Consider the following 20,891-nt stretch of genomic DNA (forward strand, 5'->3'; position numbering starts at 1 on the left):
ATAATTAATAAGGTTATGGTAACTGAGCGCAAAAAAATAAACGACCACTGATACTGGTTTTTTAAATGCTTGCAGGCATTTTATTACAACTTGCGTAGTAGCTTACGGTCGCGGGCCAATCCGAAAATATACCCATAACCCCAACATCCTGCGCGAGTACATCAACCACCGTCATCATGTCGCCATCGTTATCGATAACATCGGCGATTGATTGATAGTAGTAGCCACCGCCCTCGTTAAGAGGCCCCGAGCGCTCAAGGCTCCATGCTATCAGTTCAAGCCCTGCAGCTTTTGCATCAATGGCGTATTGTGAGGGGACAATATTACTTTCGTTGTCTATGGTGAGCATCATCCAAATAGGGGGCGCTAATATTTTAACGCCATCGGCTACTAGCTCTTCCATACTTGGTTGCCACGTTGCAGGGTTACTTGGATCAAAGCCCGCTTCGCTGTCACGGCCATCTAAATATACGCTTTGATTTGCAAAGTCGGGGTTGTTATTTATCCAATATTTCACATCATCAAGATTAAACGATTGCGGGTACACATCACTGCTTGGTACGTCCAATTGCGTGTATTCATCAAGCATTTTTTGCGCGTATTGCTGTTGTGTCATTCCCTCAAAAGGCATGCTAACTTGCGGCGATTTTAGCTCTGGGGTCATTTTTACACCCAGGCTTTTAAATAACTCAATACTTTGTTTATGAGTTACTAATGTTCCACCTGTGGCGTATAAATCGGTGCGCCAGCTGGGCGTGCCTTGCATATATTCGGCAATAGTAGTGGCTCGGGTGTTGGCGCCATCCATTTTACCTTCAAGCGTTAAAAATTCGCTCAGGCTGATATCGCTTGTGCAGCATTTAGCGGTGGCAGGCGTGCCACTTGCCGCGTTAGCTGGAGTAAAAGGCACACTGCATTTAGCGGCAAGTTCAGGAATGGCTAATATATTGGTGGTAGTGTGCAAATCGCACTGAGAGTGGCGACACACGAGCTCTTTGTCGCTGGTAAAGGTTACATCGCACTCGACAATACCTGCGCCCATACGCGCCGCAGCTATATAAGACTCCTTTGTATGCTCAGGGTATTGCATTGGCGCACCACGATGACCAATAGAAAAATCTGTACGGTAAAATGGCCCATCTGTACACGATTCTAATTTTGTTTTTAAATCGCTCTGTGCCATATCGTTAATAAGGTAGTCGGCACGAGTACCTAATTGAATATCAGGCGCCTCGCCTTTTGCAACTTCAACAATTACAGGCGTCGGTACTTCAACAACCTCAACAGTGGTATTGGTAACGACTACGTCTTTTTCTACAATTTCGACATCGTCGTCGCAGCCGCTCAGTAGTGCAAGTATTACTGAGCTTGTTATTAGGGTGAGATGTTTCATGTTTGTTCCTTAACGTTATTTTATTCAACCCTAATCGCATTCAATGACAAATTAGCTACAAGGATGTGACGTTCTGTTTATTTGTCCCCAATTGATTAATTACCAGTGCTGCTAACATGATTGCCCCCCCCATACTTAAGCGCATAATGTCGGCATTTTTATTCCATATAAGCACGTTAACAATAATACCGGCAGGAATAAGCACGTTGTTCATAACGGCTAATGCTCCCACATTTACTTTTGTTGCCCCTTTGTTCCATAAAAAGTAACCAAGGCCCGAGGCTACAATACCTAAGTATATTAAAATACTCCATTGGGTAGGTGTACTCGGCAATTTGCTTGTATTGCCAAATAAAGCGTAGCAAGCACTCGCCACCACTAAGGCGCCAATAAAAAACCAACCAAATACGGTTTTGTCATCCAACTGATTAGTGGCCATTAAACGTTTATAAGTTACTTGCCCGGTGGCAAAACTAATATTGGCACCCTGAACCAGTAATAAACCGATGATGAAATGACTATTGAGGCTTTCCCAGCGAATAGCTACCGCGCCCAGTACGGCAATAAGCGCAACCGCAAAAAAGCGAGGGTTAAAATGCTTATTAAGTGCATCGTTTAAAAGCGTTATATAAAGCGGCGTCATAACGGTAAAGAGCAACACTTCGGGTACGCTTAAAAATAAAAAGGAGTGATAGTAAAAGCTGTACATAACACCCAGTTGCACAGCGCCTATCAGCATTAGCTTAAGTGCGAGTGGCTTTGAGGTAAGTTTAGGTTTTAAAAAGGGTAAAAAAACCAATGTGGCTAATGCAACTCGTATTAATACGCTAAACCACGCATCAACTTGGCCTGCTAGGTACACACCAATTAAACTAAATGAAAAAGCCCAAAGTAGGGTAACTGCAAATAAATAGCCCATAATTGTCGTTTTTTATAATTTATAGTGTGGCTAGTTTATCTGTTATAAACAATAAAAGCCCGCAAGCGGGCTTTTATAAGGTTAAAATTAATAAACGAGGTTATTAATCAACTAAACCACGGCGCTTAAGAAGTGCATCTGTCGTTGGTTTTTGGCCTCTAAACTCAATGTAGCTTTGCATTAAGTCGCGGCTGTTACCTTTTGATAGGATTTCTTCACGGAACTTGTCACCGTTTTCACGGGTTAGGCCACCGTTATTTTCCATATGGGCAAACGCATCGGCTGCAAATACTTCAGTCCATAGGTAGGCGTAGTAACCTGCTGAGTAACCACCGGCAAAAGTATGGCTAAAGTAGTTTGATTTATAACGCGGTGGCACTGGGTAGTAATCAATACCGTGTGCTTTTAGCGCATCGCTTTCAAACTTTTGAACATCACTGATTTTTTTATCAGAACCAAATGAATGCCATTCCATATCAAGTAAAGCAGCTGCTAAGTATTCAGTAGTACCAAAGCCTTGGTTGAATTTTTGCGATGCTAGTACTTTATCAAGTAATGCTTGTGGAATTGGCTCACCTGTTTTGTAATGCTTAGCGTAGTTAGCAAGTACGGTAGGTTCAATCATCCAGTCTTCGTGTGCCTGTGAAGGAAATTCAACAAAGTCACGTGCTGTAGCAGTACCCGCTAGGCTTGGGTATTTAACATTTGAGAATAAACCGTGCGCAGCATGACCAAATTCATGGAACATAGTCGATACTTCGTCGAAGGTCATTAGCGTTGGCTCACCTTCAGCCGGTTTTGGAATGTTTTGTGCGTTGTAAATAACCGGTTTAGTGCCTTTTAAGCCGCTTTGGCTTACATATGCACTCATCCATGCACCGCCACGCTTACCTTCACGTGCGTATGGGTCCATGTAAAATAAACCAATAGCGCTGCCATCTGCGTTAAATACTTCGTACGCTGTTACATCTTCGTGGTAAACAGGTAAGTCTTTACGCTCTTTAAAGGTGATACCGTAAAGCTTGTTCATTGCGAAGAATAAACCATCATGGATCACAGAGTTCATTTCAAAGTAAGGCTTAACTAGCGCAGGATCTAGGTCGTACTTTTCAGCACGTACTTTTTCTGCGTAAAACGCCCAATCCCATGGCTTAAGCTCAAAGCTTTCGCCAGAATCGTTAATTACTTTTTGGATAGCGGCCGCTTCTGCTTTGGCTTTTTCAACTGCTTTTGGTGCAAGGTCATCTAAAATACCGTACACGTTGTCGGTTGTTTGTGCCATACGCGAAGTCATTACATACGATGCCCAATCTTTAAAGCCTAACAGCTCTGCTTTTTGTGCACGCAGGTTAGTTTCTTCAATAATGATAGGGCCGTTAGTTTTAGCAGCACGGTTTGTAGAGGCTTTAAAAATTTGCTCGCGTAGCTCACGGTTTTCAAGGCTTGATAAGATAGGCTGCTGAGTGGTATTAACCAGGGTGATCATGTAGCCATCTTTGCCTGCTTTTTTAGCTGCGGCTGCAAGGCCTGCAATTTCACCTTCAGATAGGCCAGCAAGTTTAGATTTGTCTGTAACAACAATAACGTCTTCTTTAAACGATTTTAAAATGTTTTGAGAGAACGCAGTAGATAGCTCTGCAAGCTGAGCGTTTATTTCACGCATTTTTGCTTTTTCAGCATCGCTTAACTTAGCACCGGCTTTTACAAATTGCTTGTAGTAGAAATCAACTAAGCGTTGATCTTCAGCGTTAAGCGCATCTTTATTGTCGTAAATAGTTTGTACACGCTTAAATAACGCACCATTTAGGTAAATGTCATCAGAGTGAGCAGATAATACCGGCGCCATTTTTTTGCTTATACGTTGGTATTCGTCATCTGAAATTAAACCCGATAGGTTGTAAAAAGCAGCAGATACGCGGTTTAACAACTCACCAGATTTTTCCATCTCAACAAGTGTGTTTTCAAATGTTGCTGGTTCTGGGTTGTTTGCAATAGCTTGAACTTGCGCAGTGTGCTGAGCAATACCTGCATCAAAGCCTGCTTCGTAGTCTTTTGTACCAAACTTATCAAACTCTGGTGCCATGTATTGTAATGGGCTTGGTTTGAATAATACATTGTTTGCGTTCATATCTTGCACTTGTGCTGCGCTCTCTTTAGCTGTGTTCTGAGTTTCGTTAGATGAACAAGCAGATAGGATTAGGGCACTAGCAATAGTAGTGGCGATCAGTGTTTTACGCATAATAACTCCATAAAAAGATGAGCCGAAATAGGCTTTTCGAGTCGAAAACCCAGTTAACTTATCAAATTTTGGCGTTTATACAATAAAGTTTATCGGTATTAAGCGGGATTTAAACGCAAATTAGCTACTAAAAATGCGATTTGGAGGTAAAAGTAGCCTTAAAAATAAACGTAAGGCTACTTAAATATTGTATTGTGTGTGTTTTTTAAAGGCTAGTTATAGCCAAGAACAAAGCGTTTTTCAGAACCAAAGCTATTAGATTGCTGGCCAAATTCTTTATTAATAGTAGCAAGTGTTTGTTCTTGCTCAGCAAGAAGGCACAAAATTTTATTGCGGTAATCTAGGCTGCTTTCAAACAAATTTAAATCTACCTGCGGCTGCAAAGTAGCGAGTCTTTGATTTAGAGTAAGTTGTGACATATGTAATCTCCAGTGCTTGTACACTATTTATATAGCACTCGGTGCAATAAAGAGTTAATAAATTGTTTAAACAAAAACGTTAAACCTATTAACTTAGCGTTTTAACACTATTATGCCGTGCTAAGCTTAGCGAAGACTGAACCACACTCATTTTTACTGAACAAATAACAAACAATAAATAATACTTTGGAAAATACATGACGCTCGAACACATTCAACATTATCTCAGCTTGGTTATTTTTACCTATAACGATGTACACATCACCGTGGCTAAGGTTATACAAGTTCCTTTAATTTTATTTGCTATGTGGTTTGTAGTAACGCGCATTGGCAAACTTATTAAAAAAACACTGTTGGCCAAAAAAATCAGCCAAGACGCGGTTCATCTGTTTACGCGCATTTATTTTATTTTGAGTATCGCAATATTAATTTTCACCTCGTTAGAGGTTTTAAGTATTCCGCTTACGGCCTTTGCATTTGTATCAGGGGCAATAGCCATTGGAGTCGGGTTTGGTGCGCAAAACATTATTAATAACTTTATTAGTGGCTGGATTTTAATGTGGGAGCGGCCAATTCGTATTGGGGACTTTTTAGAAGTGGGTAATGCAAAGGGCGTAGTAGAAACTATTAATACGCGCTCTACCCGCATTCGCCGTAACGATGGTGTGCATATGTTAATCCCTAATTCGCAACTATTAGAAAACACAGTGACTAACTGGACCTTAATAGACGGTAATGCCCGCTCCTCGGTTAGCGTAGGTGTTGCTTATGGCAGCGATGTATTGTTAGTTAAAACGTTAATTCAACAAGTACTTGATGATCATGATGCGATACTAACAAATCCAAAAGCCTCTGTTTTATTTGACGACTTTGCTGATAGCTCACTGGTGTTTAATGCAATTTTTTGGGTTTGTGCAGAGTCAGAAACCATGCTCAGAAAAGTACGTAGTGATATCCGTTTTAGTATCTATGCTGTTTTTGAAAAACACGATGTGGTGATTGCGTTTCCACAGCGCGATATTCACATTGATGGAGAAATTGCGTTAAAGCGTACCCAATGAATTTAGCCTTTAAAATTTAGCAAGCATTAACGGGTTTTAACTGCGCGTTTCTAGTTTGGGTTTATTTGTAAAAATACGCAGTTTGCTACTTTAAAGTGACTTTTGAAAGAAAGGACATATGTCCGCATTATTAGTCTTTTGCATCTAAAAGCGGGTAAAAAAGCTATAAAATGAGGTTAAATGTTGCAAAAAAGTTTACTTTTTTGTACATATTTATGCAGTAAATTTGTAATACGATGGTATAATCTTCATCGTTCGTTCAGCCTCATTACTCCGTTTTTGTACTCTCGGTGATGAGGTCCGCGCGCCATAAAGCTAGACGCGAAAAATTGTACGAGCCCGCAATGAATACATTGCGCAACACAAAAAACCGTTGAACAAGAGTGCATACAAAAGGTTTATACCCGACATGAAAGCAATCAAAAAAACTGCAATAGCGACCATAATTAATGCTGCTTTATTATCTGCAGCTGGTACCTCTGTTTCTACTCTTGCTGCTGAAGAAGAAACTGCAAAAAAAAATAACCAATTAGAAGTTATTCAAGTTACTGCTCGTAAACGTGTAGAAAATGCACAAGAAGTGCCTGTTGCTGTATCTGCATTACAAGGTGATAACCTTGATGCTTATAGTTCTGCTGGTATGGATATTCGCTTTATGAGTGCGAAAATCCCAAGTCTTTCAATCGAATCATCGTTTGGACGTTCTTTCCCTCGTTTTTATGTTCGTGGTTTGGGTAATACCGATTTCGATCTTAATGCTTCACAACCTGTTTCATTAGTTGTTGATGAAGTGGTTCAAGAAAATGCCATTTTAAAAGGCTTTCCAGTATTTGATGTTGAGCGTGTAGAAGTACTACGTGGTCCACAAGGTACTTTGTTTGGCCGTAATACGCCGGCTGGCCTAGTTAAATTTGATACTGTTAAACCAAGCCAAGAATTTGAAGGTTACGGTGCTGTTTCTTACGGTAGCCGTGGCGCTGTAGATACTGAGGGCGCTGTAGGTGGTGCATTAACTGACCGTTTATCTGCACGTGTATCTTTGCTATGGCAAGATAAAGATGATTACATCGACAACCAAGCGCCTGGCTTTGAAGCGAAAGACGAGCAAGGCGGCTACACAGAAAAAGCAGCGCGTATTCAGTTTTTATACGAAGGCGATGACTTTACTGCTCTTCTAAACTACCACACGCGTGACCTAGACGGCTCACCAATTGCGTTTCGTGCAAACGTTATTGAATCAGGCTCAAACGATTTAGTAGACAACTACGAGCATGATGTTGTTTATCAAGATGCCGCTGTACGCAATACCCAGCAAGTTGAATCTGAAGGCGCAAGCTTAAAGCTTGAGTGGGATATTAGCGATGAATACACGCTAACCTCTATTTCAGGTTGGGAAAGTGCAGAAATATACTCACGTGCAGATATTGACGGCGGTTACGGTGCTTCTTATATCCCTGATTACATGGGTCCAGGTTTTATTCCGTTTTCTTCAGAAAGTGCGGATGGTATTCCAGAGCAAGATCAGTTAACGCAAGAGCTTCGCCTTGCTAGTAACTTCAGCGGTGACTTAAACTACCAAGTTGGTCTTTTTTACTTTGATGAAGAGCTTACAATCGAAAACTTTAGTTACGATACGTTCTCTTCACCTGCTGGCGCTTTAAACGGTTATGTTCAGCAACAACAAGACACGACAGCATGGGCTATTTTCGGCTCAGTAGATTACATCTTCTCAGATAAGTTAAAAGTAACAGCGGGTCTTCGTTACTCTGATGACGAAAAAGATTTTGTTGCAGACCGTACAATTAGCCCAATTGGCGGTGGTGCTTTATACGTAGAGCGCAGTGTAAGTGACAGCCACGTAAGCTGGGATTTATCTGCAAACTACAAAGTTAATGACGATGTAAACTGGTACAGCCGTGTAGCAAACACGTTCCGTGCGCCTAGCTTACAAGGTCGTATTTTATTTGGTGATGACGTAACAACGGCTGAGTCAGAAACCGTTACTTCATTCGAAACCGGTATTAAATCAGACGTTCTTGATGGCCAAGGCCGTGTAAATGCAACGGTATTTTACTACACAATGGACGACCAACAGCTTACTGCGGTAGGTGGTGGTGCTAACTTTAACCGCCTAGTTAACGCTGATAAAACAACAGGCTACGGTTTTGAGCTAGATACAGAATGGGTATTAAGCGATGAGTTTAATGCAACATTTAACTTAAGCTACAACAAGACTGAAATTAAAGATGATGAGTTAGCTGTAGCGGTATGTGCTCAATGTATCGTGAATGACCCTATTAATGATGCTGGTTTAGCTGTGCTAGATGGCAATAGCTTACCGCATGCTCCTGAGTGGATCTCTAACTTTACCCTTCGTTACAACAAAGAGCTTGAAGATGGTAACTTCTTTGCGCTAGGTGATATTTCTTACCGTAGCGAAATTAACATGTTCCTATACGATTCAGTAGAATTTGAAGGTAAAGCATTAACAGAAGTAGGTTTACGTGCAGGCTACGAGTGGGCTGAAGGTGACTACGAGTACCAAGTATCTGCATTTGTTCGTAACTTATTTGATGAGCAACAAGCAATTGGTGCGGTAGACTTCAATAACAATACGGGTATTGTTAATGAAGAGCGCTACATTGGTGCTGAATTTAAAGTTAACTTCTTCTAAAGATAACCTTAAATTTTATTAATTTTTAAAAGCCTGCCTAGTGCAGGCTTTTATGTTTTTATAAAGCTGGTAAAGTAGCGTTAATTAACTTTAATGAGATAGAAAAATGGCTGGATTTTGGAACTACCGTGTAATTTTTTGTGAAGCAACGAAAGATGAAGCAGCGCAATACCAAATACACGAAGTAGAATATAACTTAAATGGCAAAGTAACTAATTGGTCAGAAACAGGCGCAGCACCTTTTGGTACAACGCTAGATGAGTTAGCAGCTGATGCCGATCGTTTAAAAACGGCGCTAGAAAAACCAATACTTAAGGTTGTGCGCAAAGCCCGAGGCTACGAACTGGTTGATGTTGAAACCGGTGAGGAAGCATTTGCTGAGCCACCTGCTGGCTTAACAGCATAATATTATAAAGGCGCCTAGGCGCCTTTTTTAACGTTAAAATTTAAGGAATGAGGATGTGCTTAAACGCAGTATTGTTTGATATGGATGGCACGCTAGTTGACTCTGAAAGCATGCACTTTGAGTGTTGGAGTCAGCTGCTTGCACCCTACAATGTAAGTTATAACGAAGTGGAGTTTTGTCAGCGCTTTTCAGGGCGCCCAACGTTAGAAGCAGCAATTGATATTAAAAATGAGCATAATTTAGACGTCAGCGCACAGTTTTTAGCAGATGAAAAATATCGATTATTTGGTGAATACGTAAAAACTAATTTACCGCCTGTTATGCCTTTTACTGAGCAAACCTTACACGCTGTTAAAAACAGTGGGCTAAAAATGGCGTTAGTTACCGGTAGTGCTCGCAGCGAAGCTATGCCTATTTTAAAAGGGCTAGGTTTTTATGAGTTATTTGATACTGTAGTGACAAAAGACGATGTAACAAATCCAAAGCCAGCAGGCGATCCTTACCTTTTAGCGCTTGAGCACATACATGTAGACCCAGAGCATGCAATTGCTGTTGAAGACACCTTTACGGGCGTTTGTGCTGCAACTAATGCACAGGTTAGAGTCGTTGCGATTGCAAATCATCATACAATTGACCATGACTTTAGTAAGGCGACGTACAAAATGGCTGACCTAGGTGAGTTTTGGCAGTGGGTCGAATCTCAACTATAGTTAAAGCCTTATTTTATTTGCAGGGATGCAGTAATGGCTCAGCTAAAGTACTTACTTTTCATTGTCAGCTTAATTGGCTCATCGCTTGTTTTTGCGGCGCAGCCTCAGGTGTTATTGGCAAAAGTATATGATGAAGCTAAACATGGCAATATTAGTGAATACCTCGTTAGTGAAAAATTTGATGGTGTAAGAGCAATATGGACGGGCGATAAATTTATTACCCGTAAAGGAAATGCGATTAACGCCCCGAATTGGTTTACGGCGCCATTACCAAATGTTTGGTTAGATGGGGAGCTGTGGATAGCACGCACTCAATTTTCTTTGGTCAGTGGGATTGTAAGAACCAAACGCCCCAGTAATTCAGATTGGCACGCTATACGCTATCAAATATTTGATATGCCAGACTCAACCCTTCCTTTTAGTGCGCGTTATAAAAACTACCAAGCCTTGGTAAAACAAATCAATAAGCAGCATATAACTGCAGTTAAGCAACACCGCTTTACTAGCACAGCCCAATTAACAGCGTACTTTGAAGATTTAACTAAGCAAGGGGCTGAAGGGGTGATGCTGCATTTAGCCAATGCTAAATATAAAAGCGGGCGCAGCAATACATTATTAAAGTTAAAGCCCTATCTTGATGCTGAAGCGGTTGTGATTGCACATTTACCGGGTAAAGGAAAATACACCGGTATGTTAGGTGCATTAAAAGTAAAAACACCCCATGGGCAAATATTTAAAATAGGCACGGGCTTTAGTAACAAACAGCGCCAAACACCGCCGGCTATAGGCAGCACGGTAACGTATCGGTACCATGGGTTAACAAAACATGGCTTACCACGTTTTGCGAGCTTTTTAAGGGTGAGGGAGGGTCATTAGCGTTTATAATTTTGGCAAAGTATGCTAAATTGCGCGGCCTTTTTCTAATGTATGGTGAAGTATGTTTGTAGGTTTTGATTACGGTAGTTCTAATTGTGCCATGGGTGTTATGGAGCAAGAGGAAGTACAGTTAGTGCCACTTGAGCAAGGAAAACATTATTTACCTTCTACTCTTTATACACACCACAGCGCATTAGTTGTCGACTTTGTGGCAAAGCATGTAAAAGGCACAGCCCACGAGCATGACTTTTTAACGCAGCGCCAAGCTTTATTAAATACACTCCCGCGTATTAAGTCAGATCTTGATTTACAACCTACAGATGAAACGCTTTTTATTGGCCGTGAAGCCATTAGTGAATATGTGCAGTTTCCTGAAGAAGGCTACTTTGTAAAATCTCCTAAATCGTTTTTTGGTGCCACAGGCTTAAAGCAAGGGCAAATTAATTTTTTTGAAGATATTGCTACCGCAATGATTTTAAAAATAAAGCAACGCGCAGAGTTTTCACTTAAAACCCCCCTTACGCAAACGGTTATTGGTCGTCCAGTTAACTTTCAGGCCGTTGGCGGTGAGCAGTCAAATCAGCAAGCTGTAGGTATTTTAGAGCGCGCAGCTAAGCGTGCGGGCTTTAAAGACGTGGAGTTTCTATACGAACCGCTTGCAGCAGGGATTGATTACGAAAGTAGTTTAGTGGAAGACCAAAAAGTGCTGGTTATTGATATTGGCGGTGGTACCAGCGATTGCTCGTTTGTACAAATGGGGCCAAGCTTTAGAGGCAACAGTGAGCGCGATAATGACTTTTTAGCCCACAGCGGTAAGCGAGTTGGCGGGAATGACTTAGATATAGCGCTTAGTTTTCATGGTTTAATGCCATTGCTTGGTTTAGGCAGTACCTTTAAATCGGGCCTACCTTTACCAAACCAACCTTTTTGGCAAGCCTGTAAAATTAATGATGTAAATTTACAAAGTCAGTTTTATAGTGAAAGCCACTATCGAGAACTCACTGCCCAATTACGCGATGTCAGTGCACCTGCGCTTTTCAAACGCTTAATTCATTTACAGCAAAATAAACAGGGCCATCAGTTAGTACAGCAAGGTGAGGCGGCTAAAATAGCGCTTTCATCGGCAGATGCTTTTGATTGCGATCTTCGCTTTTTAGATAATGACCTTAGTAAAAACCTATCGGTAAGCGATTTAGCGGTTGCAGTAGAAAGTAGCATTAGCCAAATAGTAACGTTAGCAAAACAAGCAATTACCGATGCAGGAACCACACCAGACGTTATTTATTTAACAGGGGGGAGTGCGCAGTCACCACTTATTAAAGCCGCGTTAAGTGAGCATTTAGGTGATATTAAAATGCTGAATGGCGATCACTTTGGTAGTGTAACGGCTGGCCTAACAAAATGGGCCAGCATGCTTTATAAGTAGCTTAAAAGGCTTTAAAGACTAATTTGTCGGGTTGCGAGGTATTTTTCGTAATCTGGCAAAGTACGTTCAAGCTCAGTGTCCATTAAGGGCGAGCTTAATAACATGTCGGCGCTGACTTCATTACAGGCCACAGGAATATTCCAAACAGCAGCTAAACGCAGTAATGCTTTAACATCAGGGTCGTGTGGTTGCGATGCCAACGGATCCCAAAAAAACACCAATACATGAATTTCGTGCTCGGCAATTTTAGCTCCTAGCTGTTGATCGCCCCCCATAGGGCCACTTAATAGCTGAATAACCTCTAGCCCGGTGGTTTTTTCGATTAAATGGCCTGTGGTGCCAGTACCGTATAAGGTGTGTCTGCTTAAGGCTTCTTTGTGTTTTTCGCACCATAATTTAAGCGCGGCTTTTTTACCATCATGCGCAACTAAGGCAATATTTTTATTAGCGGGTAGCGATTGTTTTTTTTGTTCCATGCTGCATCTTATTTTGTTGAGTAACCAAGGTTTTGGTTAAGTAATACCAATTTAGTGTAATTAGTATAATAAATTAATGGCCAGTGCAATAAATACCATGCCAGTCACTCGGTCTATCCAAAGTTGGCTATGTGGGTATTTTTTGAAAAATTGCGCTATTTTGTCGCCAAAATAAATATACGTACAGTCAATTGGGAAAGCAAAAATAGGGTAGAGCAGACCAAAAAAAGCTAATTGAAACGTTGCCGATGATAAGCTTGGGTCTACAAACTGAGGGATAAAAGCAATAAAAAATAACGCGACTTTAGGGTTTAATACCTCGGTCATCATGGCTTGAAACATGACATTTGGCTTTTTACTGGTGCTTACATGAGGCTTATCATCACTAGCGCAATCCACGGTATTTGGCTGCGAAAAAGTGCTTTTAATCATCACAAGCCCTAAATAGCACAAATAAGCCGCGCCTAAGTACTGTACTGCACTATAAGCGGTGGGCGAGGCTTTTAATACCGCGCTTAATCCAATAACAGCAAAAAATGTGTGTATTACTCCACCTAAAGCAAAGCCAAATGCGCTTTGCATACCTGCCGCTCTGCCATTGGCAAATGTTTGCGCCATTAAAAATGCGTTTGATGGCCCAGGGGCCACCGCCATTAAAAAGCTCGCTAGTAAAAAGGATACTAAAAAATCAGGGTTGATCATGTATTAACCGGGTGCAATGTATGGGCTTTTTTACTCATTAAAATTAGCCAAAGTGGTGCCAGTAACAATAAATGAAAAGCAATTAGCCAAGGTGTGCTAAGGCCTAAATATTGCGTTAAAAACACAAGCACACTAGCGCCACTCATTTGCATAGCACCAATTAAGGCAGAGGCTGTACCGGCTTGTTTTGGAAAGCGCGATAACGCCATACCAGCCGCAGAGCCTAAGCTCAGGGCAAAACCAAGTGCAGCAATTAAAATAGGTAGCATAAGCGCAATGGCCGATTCTATATGGCTAAGTGCAATCATTAATATGCCAGAGGCTACCAATACTGTAACTCCAACGCGCAGGGCTTTTTGGCTATTACGTTTAATATAAATGGGGGTAATAAAGCTGGCTACAATACTTAATACGGCATTGAGCGTAAACCAAAAAGTAAAGTCGGCAACGGTGCCCCCTAAGTGCGTAATGATCCACCCAGGTGCCAAGGTGACATACACAAGAATCGCCGACATGGCGACCATACACAGTAAGCTATTAAATAAAAATATCGGTGTTTTTAATATTGGCACAAAGCGGCGTAAGTCCAATATATGCCCTTGGTAGTGACTATCAGCAGGGCGGGTTTCTCTAAATAAGGTGAGCGTAATGACTAGGCCCGCTAACGCAAACAAGGTTAAAAACATAAAGTTCATGCGCCAGCCAAATTGCACGGTAAGCCAAGCACCTAAAATAGGCGCAAGCGCAGGAATAAAGCACACAATTCCATTTAAATAGGTAATCATTTGCCCGCTGCGTTCGCTGCCGTATTTATCACGTACAATAGCAAAAGCAACAACAAACGTAGCACATGCGCCTAACCCTTGCAGAGCGCGTGAAAACATTAATACAGCAAAAGAGGGCGCCATGTAGGCAAGTAAGGCTGAGCCTGCATATAAGCTAACACCTACAACCGCTACCGGCTTTCGGCCAAACTTATCAGCAAGCGGCCCTGCAATTAATTGCCCTAAACCCACAGTAAGCATAAAAATAGCCACTGTTTGCTGAACCTGTTGTTCGGTTACGTTAAATTGCGTGGCAATAGTTGGAAAAGCGGGAAGATAAATATCAATTGCCATAGGGCAAAATATTACGAGTAACGCTAAGATGAGTAATAAAATTAAGTTAGGTTTAGCGGGCTGTGTTTGCATTAGGTCTCCTTTTGCTGGCTATTTTAGGTGCCCGCATATAAAAAAGAAAGGGCTTATGAGTGAGCCTCGCTTTATTGTGATAAATATTTCATGACATTAGGATTAACAGCACAGTGAATTGCGCTTTTTTTAACTGGTCTGATGTGTTAGTTTGAATTTATAAACACAAAATGGGAAATAACAATGAGTAATAAATCAGCCCTTTTAAAAACCTGGCTTAAATTTAAACGCTTACCTTTTGGCAATTGGTTGTTTAGCAAAGCGGTATGCATAAAAGCCCCGTATTTTGGCTCAATGAAACCTTACGTACTCGATTTAAGAGAAGGGCACTGTAGCGCTGTCGTAAAAAACCGCCGTAGTGTGCATAACCATATTGGGACTATTCATGCTATTGCACAATGTAACTTAGCTGAGCTGTGTGCTGGTGTAATGGTAGATGCCACCGTGCCTTATAAAACGCATCGCTGGATCCCAAAAGGAATGACGGTACACTATTTAGCAAAGGTTGATACCGATGTAACTGCTATTGCAGAAATCGACTTGCCTCGCCAATGGGTAGATAAAGAAGATTTAGTGGTGCCAGTTAAGCTTTACAATACCCGCAATGAACTGGTGTTCACTGCAGATATTACGATGTACATAACCGAGAAAAAGTAATGAGCGCTTAATTAGATTTGGCTTTATCAGCGGCTTGCTTATTAACAAACGACAAGTCGCTATCAGCATCATCAAGCAAAGTTTTTACTTCTTTAGCCGGCTTTAAATCTTCGCTAATAAGTTCCGGTTCTTCTTTTTCAAAGCGCTGTTTTAAGCTGCCTTCAATAATGGCTCCCGCATCAATACTTAGTGTATCGTGAAAAACATCGCCATGTACGTGAGCGCTGCTTTGAATATTCACTTCACTTGAGTTTAGTGAGCCAATAATTTTACCTTTTACAATGACACTTTTAGCTTCAACCACACCTTCAACAATGCCGGTAGAGCCAATTACCAGGTGCTCTGCCTTTATATCGCCATCAATTCGGCCATCTAGCTGCACTTCGCCTTGGCTGGTAAGTGTGCCAGTTAAGCGCACATCTTCAGAAATAATAGAAGGGGTATGATTTACTCTTTTTAACGTAGTTTGACTACTTGGTTGCTTTTTTTTACCGAACACGAGAAAGCGCCTTTGTTATTTTTAGAGGATTGACATGTTTGCCATCGAGTAACACTTCATAGTGTAAGTGGGTACTGGTACTTCTGCCAGTACTGCCCATTAATCCAATTACCTCATTTTTAGCAATTGTTTGGCCTTTTTTCACTTTAATTTTATTTAAGTGGCCAAAACGGGTGACCAAGCCATTTTTGTGCTCTAGCTCGATAAAGTTACCATAGCCGCCATTTTTACCTGCGCGCAATACACGTGCATCAGCAGGGGCAAAAATTTCGGTTTTATGCCAGCCGGCTAAATCAACACCTTTGTGAAAAGCGCGGCGGTTGTTCATCGGATCTTTACGTAACCCAAAGTTGCTCGAAATATAGTATTTAGCCGCAGGCAAGGGCAGTGAGTTAGGCAGCTCTGTTAAAAAGTTTTCAAGGTTGTTAAGTAATAATAGCTTATCAACAATGGCTAAAAACTGCCCTGGTATTTTAGTTTCATCAAATACATCTAACGGGCCACCTTGCGCACTGGTTTGTGCGCCCAGTGCTAAATGTTGTTCAAGGGCTGACTCTAAGCCTGCGCCTTTTAACATCGCTAAAATTGCATCATGGCGTTTATTAATTTGCGCATCAATAAGCGCAAAATTATGCTCGTAGTATTTATTTAAGCGCTCATAACGTGCGGCAAAAGTGATTGGCGTTAGAAGGCTGGCGTGTTTGTTTTTCGGCTCTTCATCTACAAGTGGTTCATGAAACTCGCCTTTGTCTTGATTAACAGGCGATTCAAGTTGTTCTTCTAGTTTTATTGTCTCTTTACTAATAGATGCGGGGAGGGATTCAATCATACCTTGCAAAAGTGCCTGCTTTTGCTCTAGTACAGCAAGTTGTTCTAATTGCTTAGCGTGCAGTGCTTTTTGTTCTTGGACCTGTTTTTGCCACACTTGTTGTTTGTCAATTTGGCTTTGTTCTATGTCGGTAATTTTATTTGTTTGGCTATAAACACGAAAACTAGAAATACCGACCCAAGTAATAGTGCCTAAAATAAGCAGTACTGTAAAAAGCTGAAACCAAGGCGCCAAAACAACATGCTTAACTTCGCCATTTTGACGAATAAGCAACTGACGGGCTGGGAAAAATTTTTGGTAAAAAGACTTAATAAATACTGACATGGCACATAAACACTCGCTATTAACCGGATTAATGTATCAATTTCAGTTTAAAAAGCCAGAAAAAATTTGTAACTGTTCAAAAATTAATAAAAAAGGGCTGCTATTTAGTAGCAGCCCTTTATTTAAAATAGTCACAAATTAGCTAGCTTGTTGCTCGTCGTTATCTTTTATTGATGCTACGTTGTCGGCTTTTTTAGCTTTAGCTGTACTTTTTGTTGTGGGCTCTTTTGCGCCTTTTAACACCGCCATAAAGTCATCTTTACTCTTTGCAATTTCAAGCGCAAGCGATTCAACCTGTTGCTCGCTCAGTGGCACATCTACTTTTTCCAGCATTACTTCAAGCGATTCTGCTATATCGAGCATTTTGTCATAGGCATCCGCTTCTTTTTTAGTAGTAAACGTCATTCGCTCAACTCCGTTTCGTTCTACAACATATTTAACAACAACAGCCATGATCTCTCCTGCTTGATTGCGTGGTAATGTGGTTACTGACCCGTAGGTCACTGTTTTTATATACAGTAAATGTTTGTGTGTAAAATTGCAAGTATTCGGTGCATTTTTAGCTTGTCATCAATTTGACAAAAAAGCGTAACTTTACTTTAGTTAAGCAATCACTTGTTGTACCAGCTGCATTTTAGGTTTTCGGATTTAGGTGATTATGCACTGGAAATAATGTAAGTGATGCGCGTTGCTCCTTATTTAACATTATTTCCTCAAATAAAAATTAAGCACATGTTTAAAGCCAAATTAGCCGTTTAACTATAACGCTTTGGTATAAACAAAAATAAGGAATGACAAATGAAAAATCTATTAACGCTACTTATTATTAGCTTTTTAAGCTTTAGCGCGTTTACCCACGCTAACCCTGTTGAAGATAAGCCTATGGTTGAAATGCCGCAAGCGCCGGTTATTAATATTAATAGTGCCGATTCAGAAATGCTGGCCAAGTTGCCTGGTATTGGTAAGAAAAAAGCGCAGGCTATTGTTGATTACAGGGTTGAAAATGGCGAATTTGCCCAGCTGAGCGATTTAGCTAACGTAAAAGGAATAGGTAAAAAGCTTGTAGCTAAACTAGAAGGAAAAGTTTCTTTATAATAGGCAGGGCGCTAAGCGCCCTGTGAATACTGCTCAAGTGCTTTGGCTAAATATTTTTTAGCGAAGTTTATTTCAATCGGGGTTGTTAAAAGCGGGTAACATAGGCCACCTAAAATTAAAAAGGGAATGAGTTCCCACCCTTTAAAAACAGTAAATAATAAAAACAATGGGCTGAGCAATATCAGCTTTACTATTCTTAATAACACTCTATCGGTGGCAGGTAGCATGCTTAGCGCAATAGCAACAACGGCTTGTCGCTGCCTCACTTTAAGGTGCTTTAGTTCAGGCAGCTGACTGGTAAAAAACGTAAACATATTAAATAGTCTTTTTAGTAAGTAAGCGAGTGGTAACAATTACAAAAAGCGTGATAGTAAATAACGCAAATAGTATTTCCATCCATGCTGGCATACTTAATCCCGCAAATTGCCAATCGATATTACCGCAATCCCCTGTGGCTTGAAAAAAGCTTGGGATCCATTCATGCAATGGCATAAATGAAGGAAAGTTTGGCTCAAACTCACAGCTAAATGCAAAGGGATCGGTGGTTGTTTGCATTTCAATGTGCTCACGCGCAATAAAGTAACCCCACACACTTGATACACCCCACACTAAATAAGCGATAGCGCGTAGTAATTTACTTTGTGGTTTAGTTGCGCCAATAATGCCTGCCCCTAATAAGCCTAATACCGCAGTTCGCTGGTAAATACACATAATGCATGGAGCAAGTCCCATCTGGTATTGAAAAAACAGTGCGGTGACTTCTAATAAAAATACAATGCCTGTAAATAGTAGCCATGGAGTACGTTGAGTAGGGAGTTGTGCTAGCCAGTTCATAAAAAATCCGCATTGAAATAAGACGTTGAATTATGTACTAGGATAAAGTAACGAGCAACAAAAAGGGTAAAAAAGCTACCGAAGTCGCTTTTTTTAAGATGAAATTAATAAGCGGTTTTGGCCAATCCTATTTAGGGAAAGGTTAAGCTTAATTTGCTAAGTGAACATGTAATATAAGATTTGTTCGCTAAAAAGGCTTGTTTAAACGTTACAGTTGACATGCTCTGCTGTATGCGACTTTTGAATGTGCTTGTTGCCGCACACGGGAATTATTGTAGTAATGTAATGGTTAAGCAAAAACAGCAATAGCATTAATGTACCTACTATGAATAGGGTTAATTTATTTAGCTAATTAGGCCTAATTTAAGCATGTTGAATTTTATTATTTACTATTGCGAAATTTTCAGCGGCTGTTTGGCACTTATATCAACGAGTTTACTTGTTAGTTATATTTCATCTGGTACAATCTGTCAGTTATTCGTATAAAACGATGAGTTGTGATTAATTCGAGTGGGAATTGAATGAGAATTTTTAAAGCTAAAAGCCCAGCAGGATTTGCTGAAGAGTATATAGTTGAATCTATCTGGAACGGCGATTTCCCTCCAGGTTCAATTCTACCTGCAGAGCGTGAGCTTTCTGAGTTAATTGGTGTAACCAGAACAACCTTACGTGAAGTACTGCAACGTTTAGCACGCGATGGTTGGCTAACTATTCAGCACGGCAAACCAACCAGAGTGAATAACTTTTGGGAAACATCGGGTTTAAACATACTCGAAACGCTGGCGCGCTTAGATGAAGACAAAATGCCAGAGCTGACCGATCAGTTATTATCTGCACGTACTAATATTAGTGCTATTTATACCCGTGCAGCGATAAAGCTTAACCCTGAGCGTGTTATTGAGATTTTATCAAAAAGCGATGAACTTGAAGACACTGCGCAAGCTTTTGCAGATTACGATTACAAAGTACACCACGAATTAGCTGTCGCTGGTAATAACCGCATTTACGTACTTATACTTAACGGTTTTAGAGGATTTTACTTTAAAATTGGTTGTCATTATTTCTCAGACGCAGGCACTCGCCAGTTAGCACGTCAATTTTATAAAGACCTAACAGTATTGGCTGAAAACCGTGAGCATGATGGCGCGATTTCAATGATGCGTAAGTTTGGCCATCAAACCGGTGAAATCTGGCAAAATATTAAAGGCGATATGCCTTCCGATATCATGGATTAGCCCATTTTTAAAACCTGCAAATGCAGGTTTTTTTATAGGCGTAATAAAGTTTTAATATCTGTTCGGTATTTTCGATTGTGCACATCGCTAAATACGATTGTTCTTTTTTCCTTATTAAATTTAAAATGCCACGTAATTATGTGTTGGCGCTATTGTTTTTTAATTTTTAGCGCCCATATAAGTATCAGCATTGCGTATGCAATCGACAACAAACTCAAAATATTTGGAGAATAAAATGGGTGTATTAGTAGGCCGCCAGGCACCAGACTTTACCGCTGCAGCTGTACTAGGTAATGGTGAAATTGTAGATAGCTATAACCTTCATGAAACAATTAAAGGTAAAAAAGCAGTAATCTTCTTTTACCCACTAGATTTCACGTTTGTATGTCCTTCAGAACTTATCGCATTTGATAAGCGTTATGAAGAATTCCAAAAGCGTGGCGTAGAAGTAATTGGTGTTTCTATCGATTCACAATTCTCACACAACGCATGGCGTAACACTGCTGTAGCAGACGGCGGTATTGGTAAAGTTCAATACGCACTAGTTGCAGACGTTAAGCACGAAATTTGTAAAGCATACGACGTTGAGCACCCTGAAGCGGGCGTTGCATTTCGTGGCTCTTTCCTAATCGATGAAGAAGGTAACGTACGTCACCAAGTAGTGAACGACTTACCACTTGGTCGTAACATCGACGAAATGATCCGCATGGTTGACGCGCTAGCATTTCACAGCGAAAACGGCGAAGTATGTCCTGCTGGTTGGGAAGAAGGTAAAAAAGGTATGGACGCAAGCCCTGAAGGTGTTGCTAAGTTCCTATCTGAAAACGAAGGCGAGCTATAATTTAGCCCCTACGTTTTAATAAAAAAACCGCCTAATGGCGGTTTTTTTGTTTTTAGCATAGCCCATTTAATAATGGGCTATATTAA

General features: G+C 40.7%; 22 protein-coding genes. 10 read left to right on the forward strand and 12 right to left on the reverse strand.

Going from position 1 to position 20,891, the window contains the following annotated elements; all coding sequences use genetic code 11:
* Positions 1-61: 61 nt before the first annotated feature.
* From EJ103_RS04640 to EJ103_RS04655, 4 genes are all read right to left on the reverse strand, one after another.
* Complete coding sequence (locus tag EJ103_RS04640) at positions 62-1,393, reverse strand: glycerophosphodiester phosphodiesterase family protein (protein ID WP_126006294.1); 1,332 nt, start codon at positions 1,391-1,393, stop codon at positions 62-64.
* A gap of 55 nt (positions 1,394-1,448) precedes the next feature.
* Positions 1,449-2,312, reverse strand: a complete 864-nt coding sequence (locus EJ103_RS04645; RefSeq protein ID WP_126006296.1) for a carboxylate/amino acid/amine transporter — start codon at positions 2,310-2,312, stop codon at positions 1,449-1,451.
* Positions 2,313-2,415: 103 nt separating this feature from the next.
* Positions 2,416-4,551: a M3 family metallopeptidase gene (locus EJ103_RS04650; protein ID WP_096042068.1), complete on the reverse strand. Its 2,136-nt coding sequence runs from the start codon at positions 4,549-4,551 to the stop codon at positions 2,416-2,418.
* A 212-nt stretch (positions 4,552-4,763) separates the two neighbouring features.
* Complete coding sequence (locus EJ103_RS04655; protein WP_004587392.1) at positions 4,764-4,970, reverse strand: hypothetical protein; 207 nt, start codon at positions 4,968-4,970, stop codon at positions 4,764-4,766.
* Between the two features lie 197 nt (positions 4,971-5,167).
* Between EJ103_RS04655 and EJ103_RS04660 the strand changes: the two genes are divergently transcribed.
* From EJ103_RS04660 to yegD, 6 genes are all read left to right on the forward strand, one after another.
* Positions 5,168-6,031 carry a mechanosensitive ion channel domain-containing protein gene (locus EJ103_RS04660; protein ID WP_024034237.1) on the forward strand — a complete coding sequence of 288 codons (864 nt, stop codon included), beginning with the start codon at positions 5,168-5,170 and terminating at the stop codon, positions 6,029-6,031.
* Between the two features lie 409 nt (positions 6,032-6,440).
* The gene (locus EJ103_RS04665; RefSeq protein WP_126006298.1) at positions 6,441-8,705 is read left to right on the forward strand and encodes a TonB-dependent receptor; all 2,265 of its coding nucleotides are present in this window, start codon (positions 6,441-6,443) and stop codon (positions 8,703-8,705) included.
* Between the two features lie 106 nt (positions 8,706-8,811).
* Positions 8,812-9,111: a hypothetical protein gene (locus tag EJ103_RS04670; protein ID WP_126006300.1), complete on the forward strand. Its 300-nt coding sequence runs from the start codon at positions 8,812-8,814 to the stop codon at positions 9,109-9,111.
* Between the two features lie 53 nt (positions 9,112-9,164).
* Positions 9,165-9,821, forward strand: a complete 657-nt coding sequence (locus EJ103_RS04675) for an HAD family phosphatase (RefSeq protein WP_126006302.1) — start codon at positions 9,165-9,167, stop codon at positions 9,819-9,821.
* A gap of 33 nt (positions 9,822-9,854) precedes the next feature.
* The gene (locus EJ103_RS04680) at positions 9,855-10,697 is read left to right on the forward strand and encodes a DNA ligase (protein WP_126006304.1); all 843 of its coding nucleotides are present in this window, start codon (positions 9,855-9,857) and stop codon (positions 10,695-10,697) included.
* Positions 10,698-10,758: 61 nt separating this feature from the next.
* Positions 10,759-12,123: a molecular chaperone gene (gene yegD / locus EJ103_RS04685; RefSeq protein ID WP_126006306.1), complete on the forward strand. Its 1,365-nt coding sequence runs from the start codon at positions 10,759-10,761 to the stop codon at positions 12,121-12,123.
* A gap of 11 nt (positions 12,124-12,134) precedes the next feature.
* Here yegD and EJ103_RS04690 read toward each other — a convergent pair whose 3' ends face one another.
* From EJ103_RS04690 to EJ103_RS04700, 3 genes are read right to left on the reverse strand one after another with little or no spacing between them, the layout of a single operon-like run.
* Positions 12,135-12,599 (reverse strand): methylglyoxal synthase, encoded by a 465-nt coding sequence (locus EJ103_RS04690; RefSeq protein WP_004587385.1) that lies wholly within the window; start codon positions 12,597-12,599, stop codon positions 12,135-12,137.
* A gap of 60 nt (positions 12,600-12,659) precedes the next feature.
* The gene (locus EJ103_RS04695) at positions 12,660-13,301 is read right to left on the reverse strand and encodes a LysE family translocator (RefSeq protein WP_126006308.1); all 642 of its coding nucleotides are present in this window, start codon (positions 13,299-13,301) and stop codon (positions 12,660-12,662) included.
* A complete protein-coding gene (locus tag EJ103_RS04700; protein WP_126006310.1) occupies positions 13,298-14,491 on the reverse strand; it encodes a multidrug effflux MFS transporter in 1,194 nt (397 codons plus the stop codon). Before EJ103_RS04700 ends, EJ103_RS04695 begins: the two co-directional genes overlap by 4 nt.
* 183 nt (positions 14,492-14,674) lie before the next feature.
* Here EJ103_RS04700 and EJ103_RS04705 point away from each other — a divergent pair, with 183 nt between their 5' ends.
* Positions 14,675-15,148, forward strand: coding sequence for a hotdog fold domain-containing protein (locus EJ103_RS04705; protein ID WP_029773430.1), 474 nt, complete (start codon positions 14,675-14,677; stop codon positions 15,146-15,148).
* 7 nt (positions 15,149-15,155) lie between these two features.
* On the opposite strand, the gene EJ103_RS04710 is transcribed toward EJ103_RS04705, so the two are convergent.
* From EJ103_RS04710 to EJ103_RS04720, 3 genes are all read right to left on the reverse strand, one after another.
* Complete coding sequence (locus EJ103_RS04710; protein WP_126006312.1) at positions 15,156-15,647, reverse strand: polymer-forming cytoskeletal protein; 492 nt, start codon at positions 15,645-15,647, stop codon at positions 15,156-15,158.
* Positions 15,637-16,800 carry a M23 family metallopeptidase gene (locus EJ103_RS04715; protein WP_055253000.1) on the reverse strand — a complete coding sequence of 388 codons (1,164 nt, stop codon included), beginning with the start codon at positions 16,798-16,800 and terminating at the stop codon, positions 15,637-15,639. Before EJ103_RS04715 ends, EJ103_RS04710 begins: the two co-directional genes overlap by 11 nt.
* Positions 16,801-16,938: 138 nt before the next feature.
* On the reverse strand, positions 16,939-17,253 hold the full coding sequence (locus EJ103_RS04720; protein ID WP_055253001.1) for a YebG family protein: 315 nt from the start codon (positions 17,251-17,253) through the stop codon (positions 16,939-16,941).
* 345 nt (positions 17,254-17,598) lie between these two features.
* Here EJ103_RS04720 and EJ103_RS04725 point away from each other — a divergent pair, with 345 nt between their 5' ends.
* A complete protein-coding gene (locus tag EJ103_RS04725; RefSeq protein WP_004587378.1) occupies positions 17,599-17,895 on the forward strand; it encodes a ComEA family DNA-binding protein in 297 nt (98 codons plus the stop codon).
* Positions 17,896-17,906: 11 nt separating this feature from the next.
* Here EJ103_RS04725 and EJ103_RS04730 read toward each other — a convergent pair whose 3' ends face one another.
* Both EJ103_RS04730 and dsbB read right to left on the reverse strand, forming a co-directional pair.
* Complete coding sequence (locus tag EJ103_RS04730) at positions 17,907-18,209, reverse strand: DUF6170 family protein (protein ID WP_004587377.1); 303 nt, start codon at positions 18,207-18,209, stop codon at positions 17,907-17,909.
* A 1-nt stretch (position 18,210) separates the two neighbouring features.
* Positions 18,211-18,729 (reverse strand): disulfide bond formation protein DsbB, encoded by a 519-nt coding sequence (dsbB, locus tag EJ103_RS04735; protein ID WP_126006314.1) that lies wholly within the window; start codon positions 18,727-18,729, stop codon positions 18,211-18,213.
* 521 nt (positions 18,730-19,250) lie between these two features.
* On the opposite strand from dsbB, the gene fadR reads away from it, so the two are divergent.
* Both fadR and EJ103_RS04745 read left to right on the forward strand, forming a co-directional pair.
* Complete coding sequence (fadR, locus tag EJ103_RS04740; protein WP_004587375.1) at positions 19,251-19,964, forward strand: fatty acid metabolism transcriptional regulator FadR; 714 nt, start codon at positions 19,251-19,253, stop codon at positions 19,962-19,964.
* 235 nt (positions 19,965-20,199) lie between these two features.
* Positions 20,200-20,805, forward strand: coding sequence for a peroxiredoxin C (locus tag EJ103_RS04745; RefSeq protein ID WP_004587374.1), 606 nt, complete (start codon positions 20,200-20,202; stop codon positions 20,803-20,805).
* Positions 20,806-20,891: the final 86 nt, after the last annotated feature.

It is taken from the genome of Pseudoalteromonas sp. Xi13, assembly GCF_003952205.1.
Lineage (GTDB): Bacteria > Pseudomonadota > Gammaproteobacteria > Enterobacterales > Alteromonadaceae > Pseudoalteromonas > Pseudoalteromonas atlantica.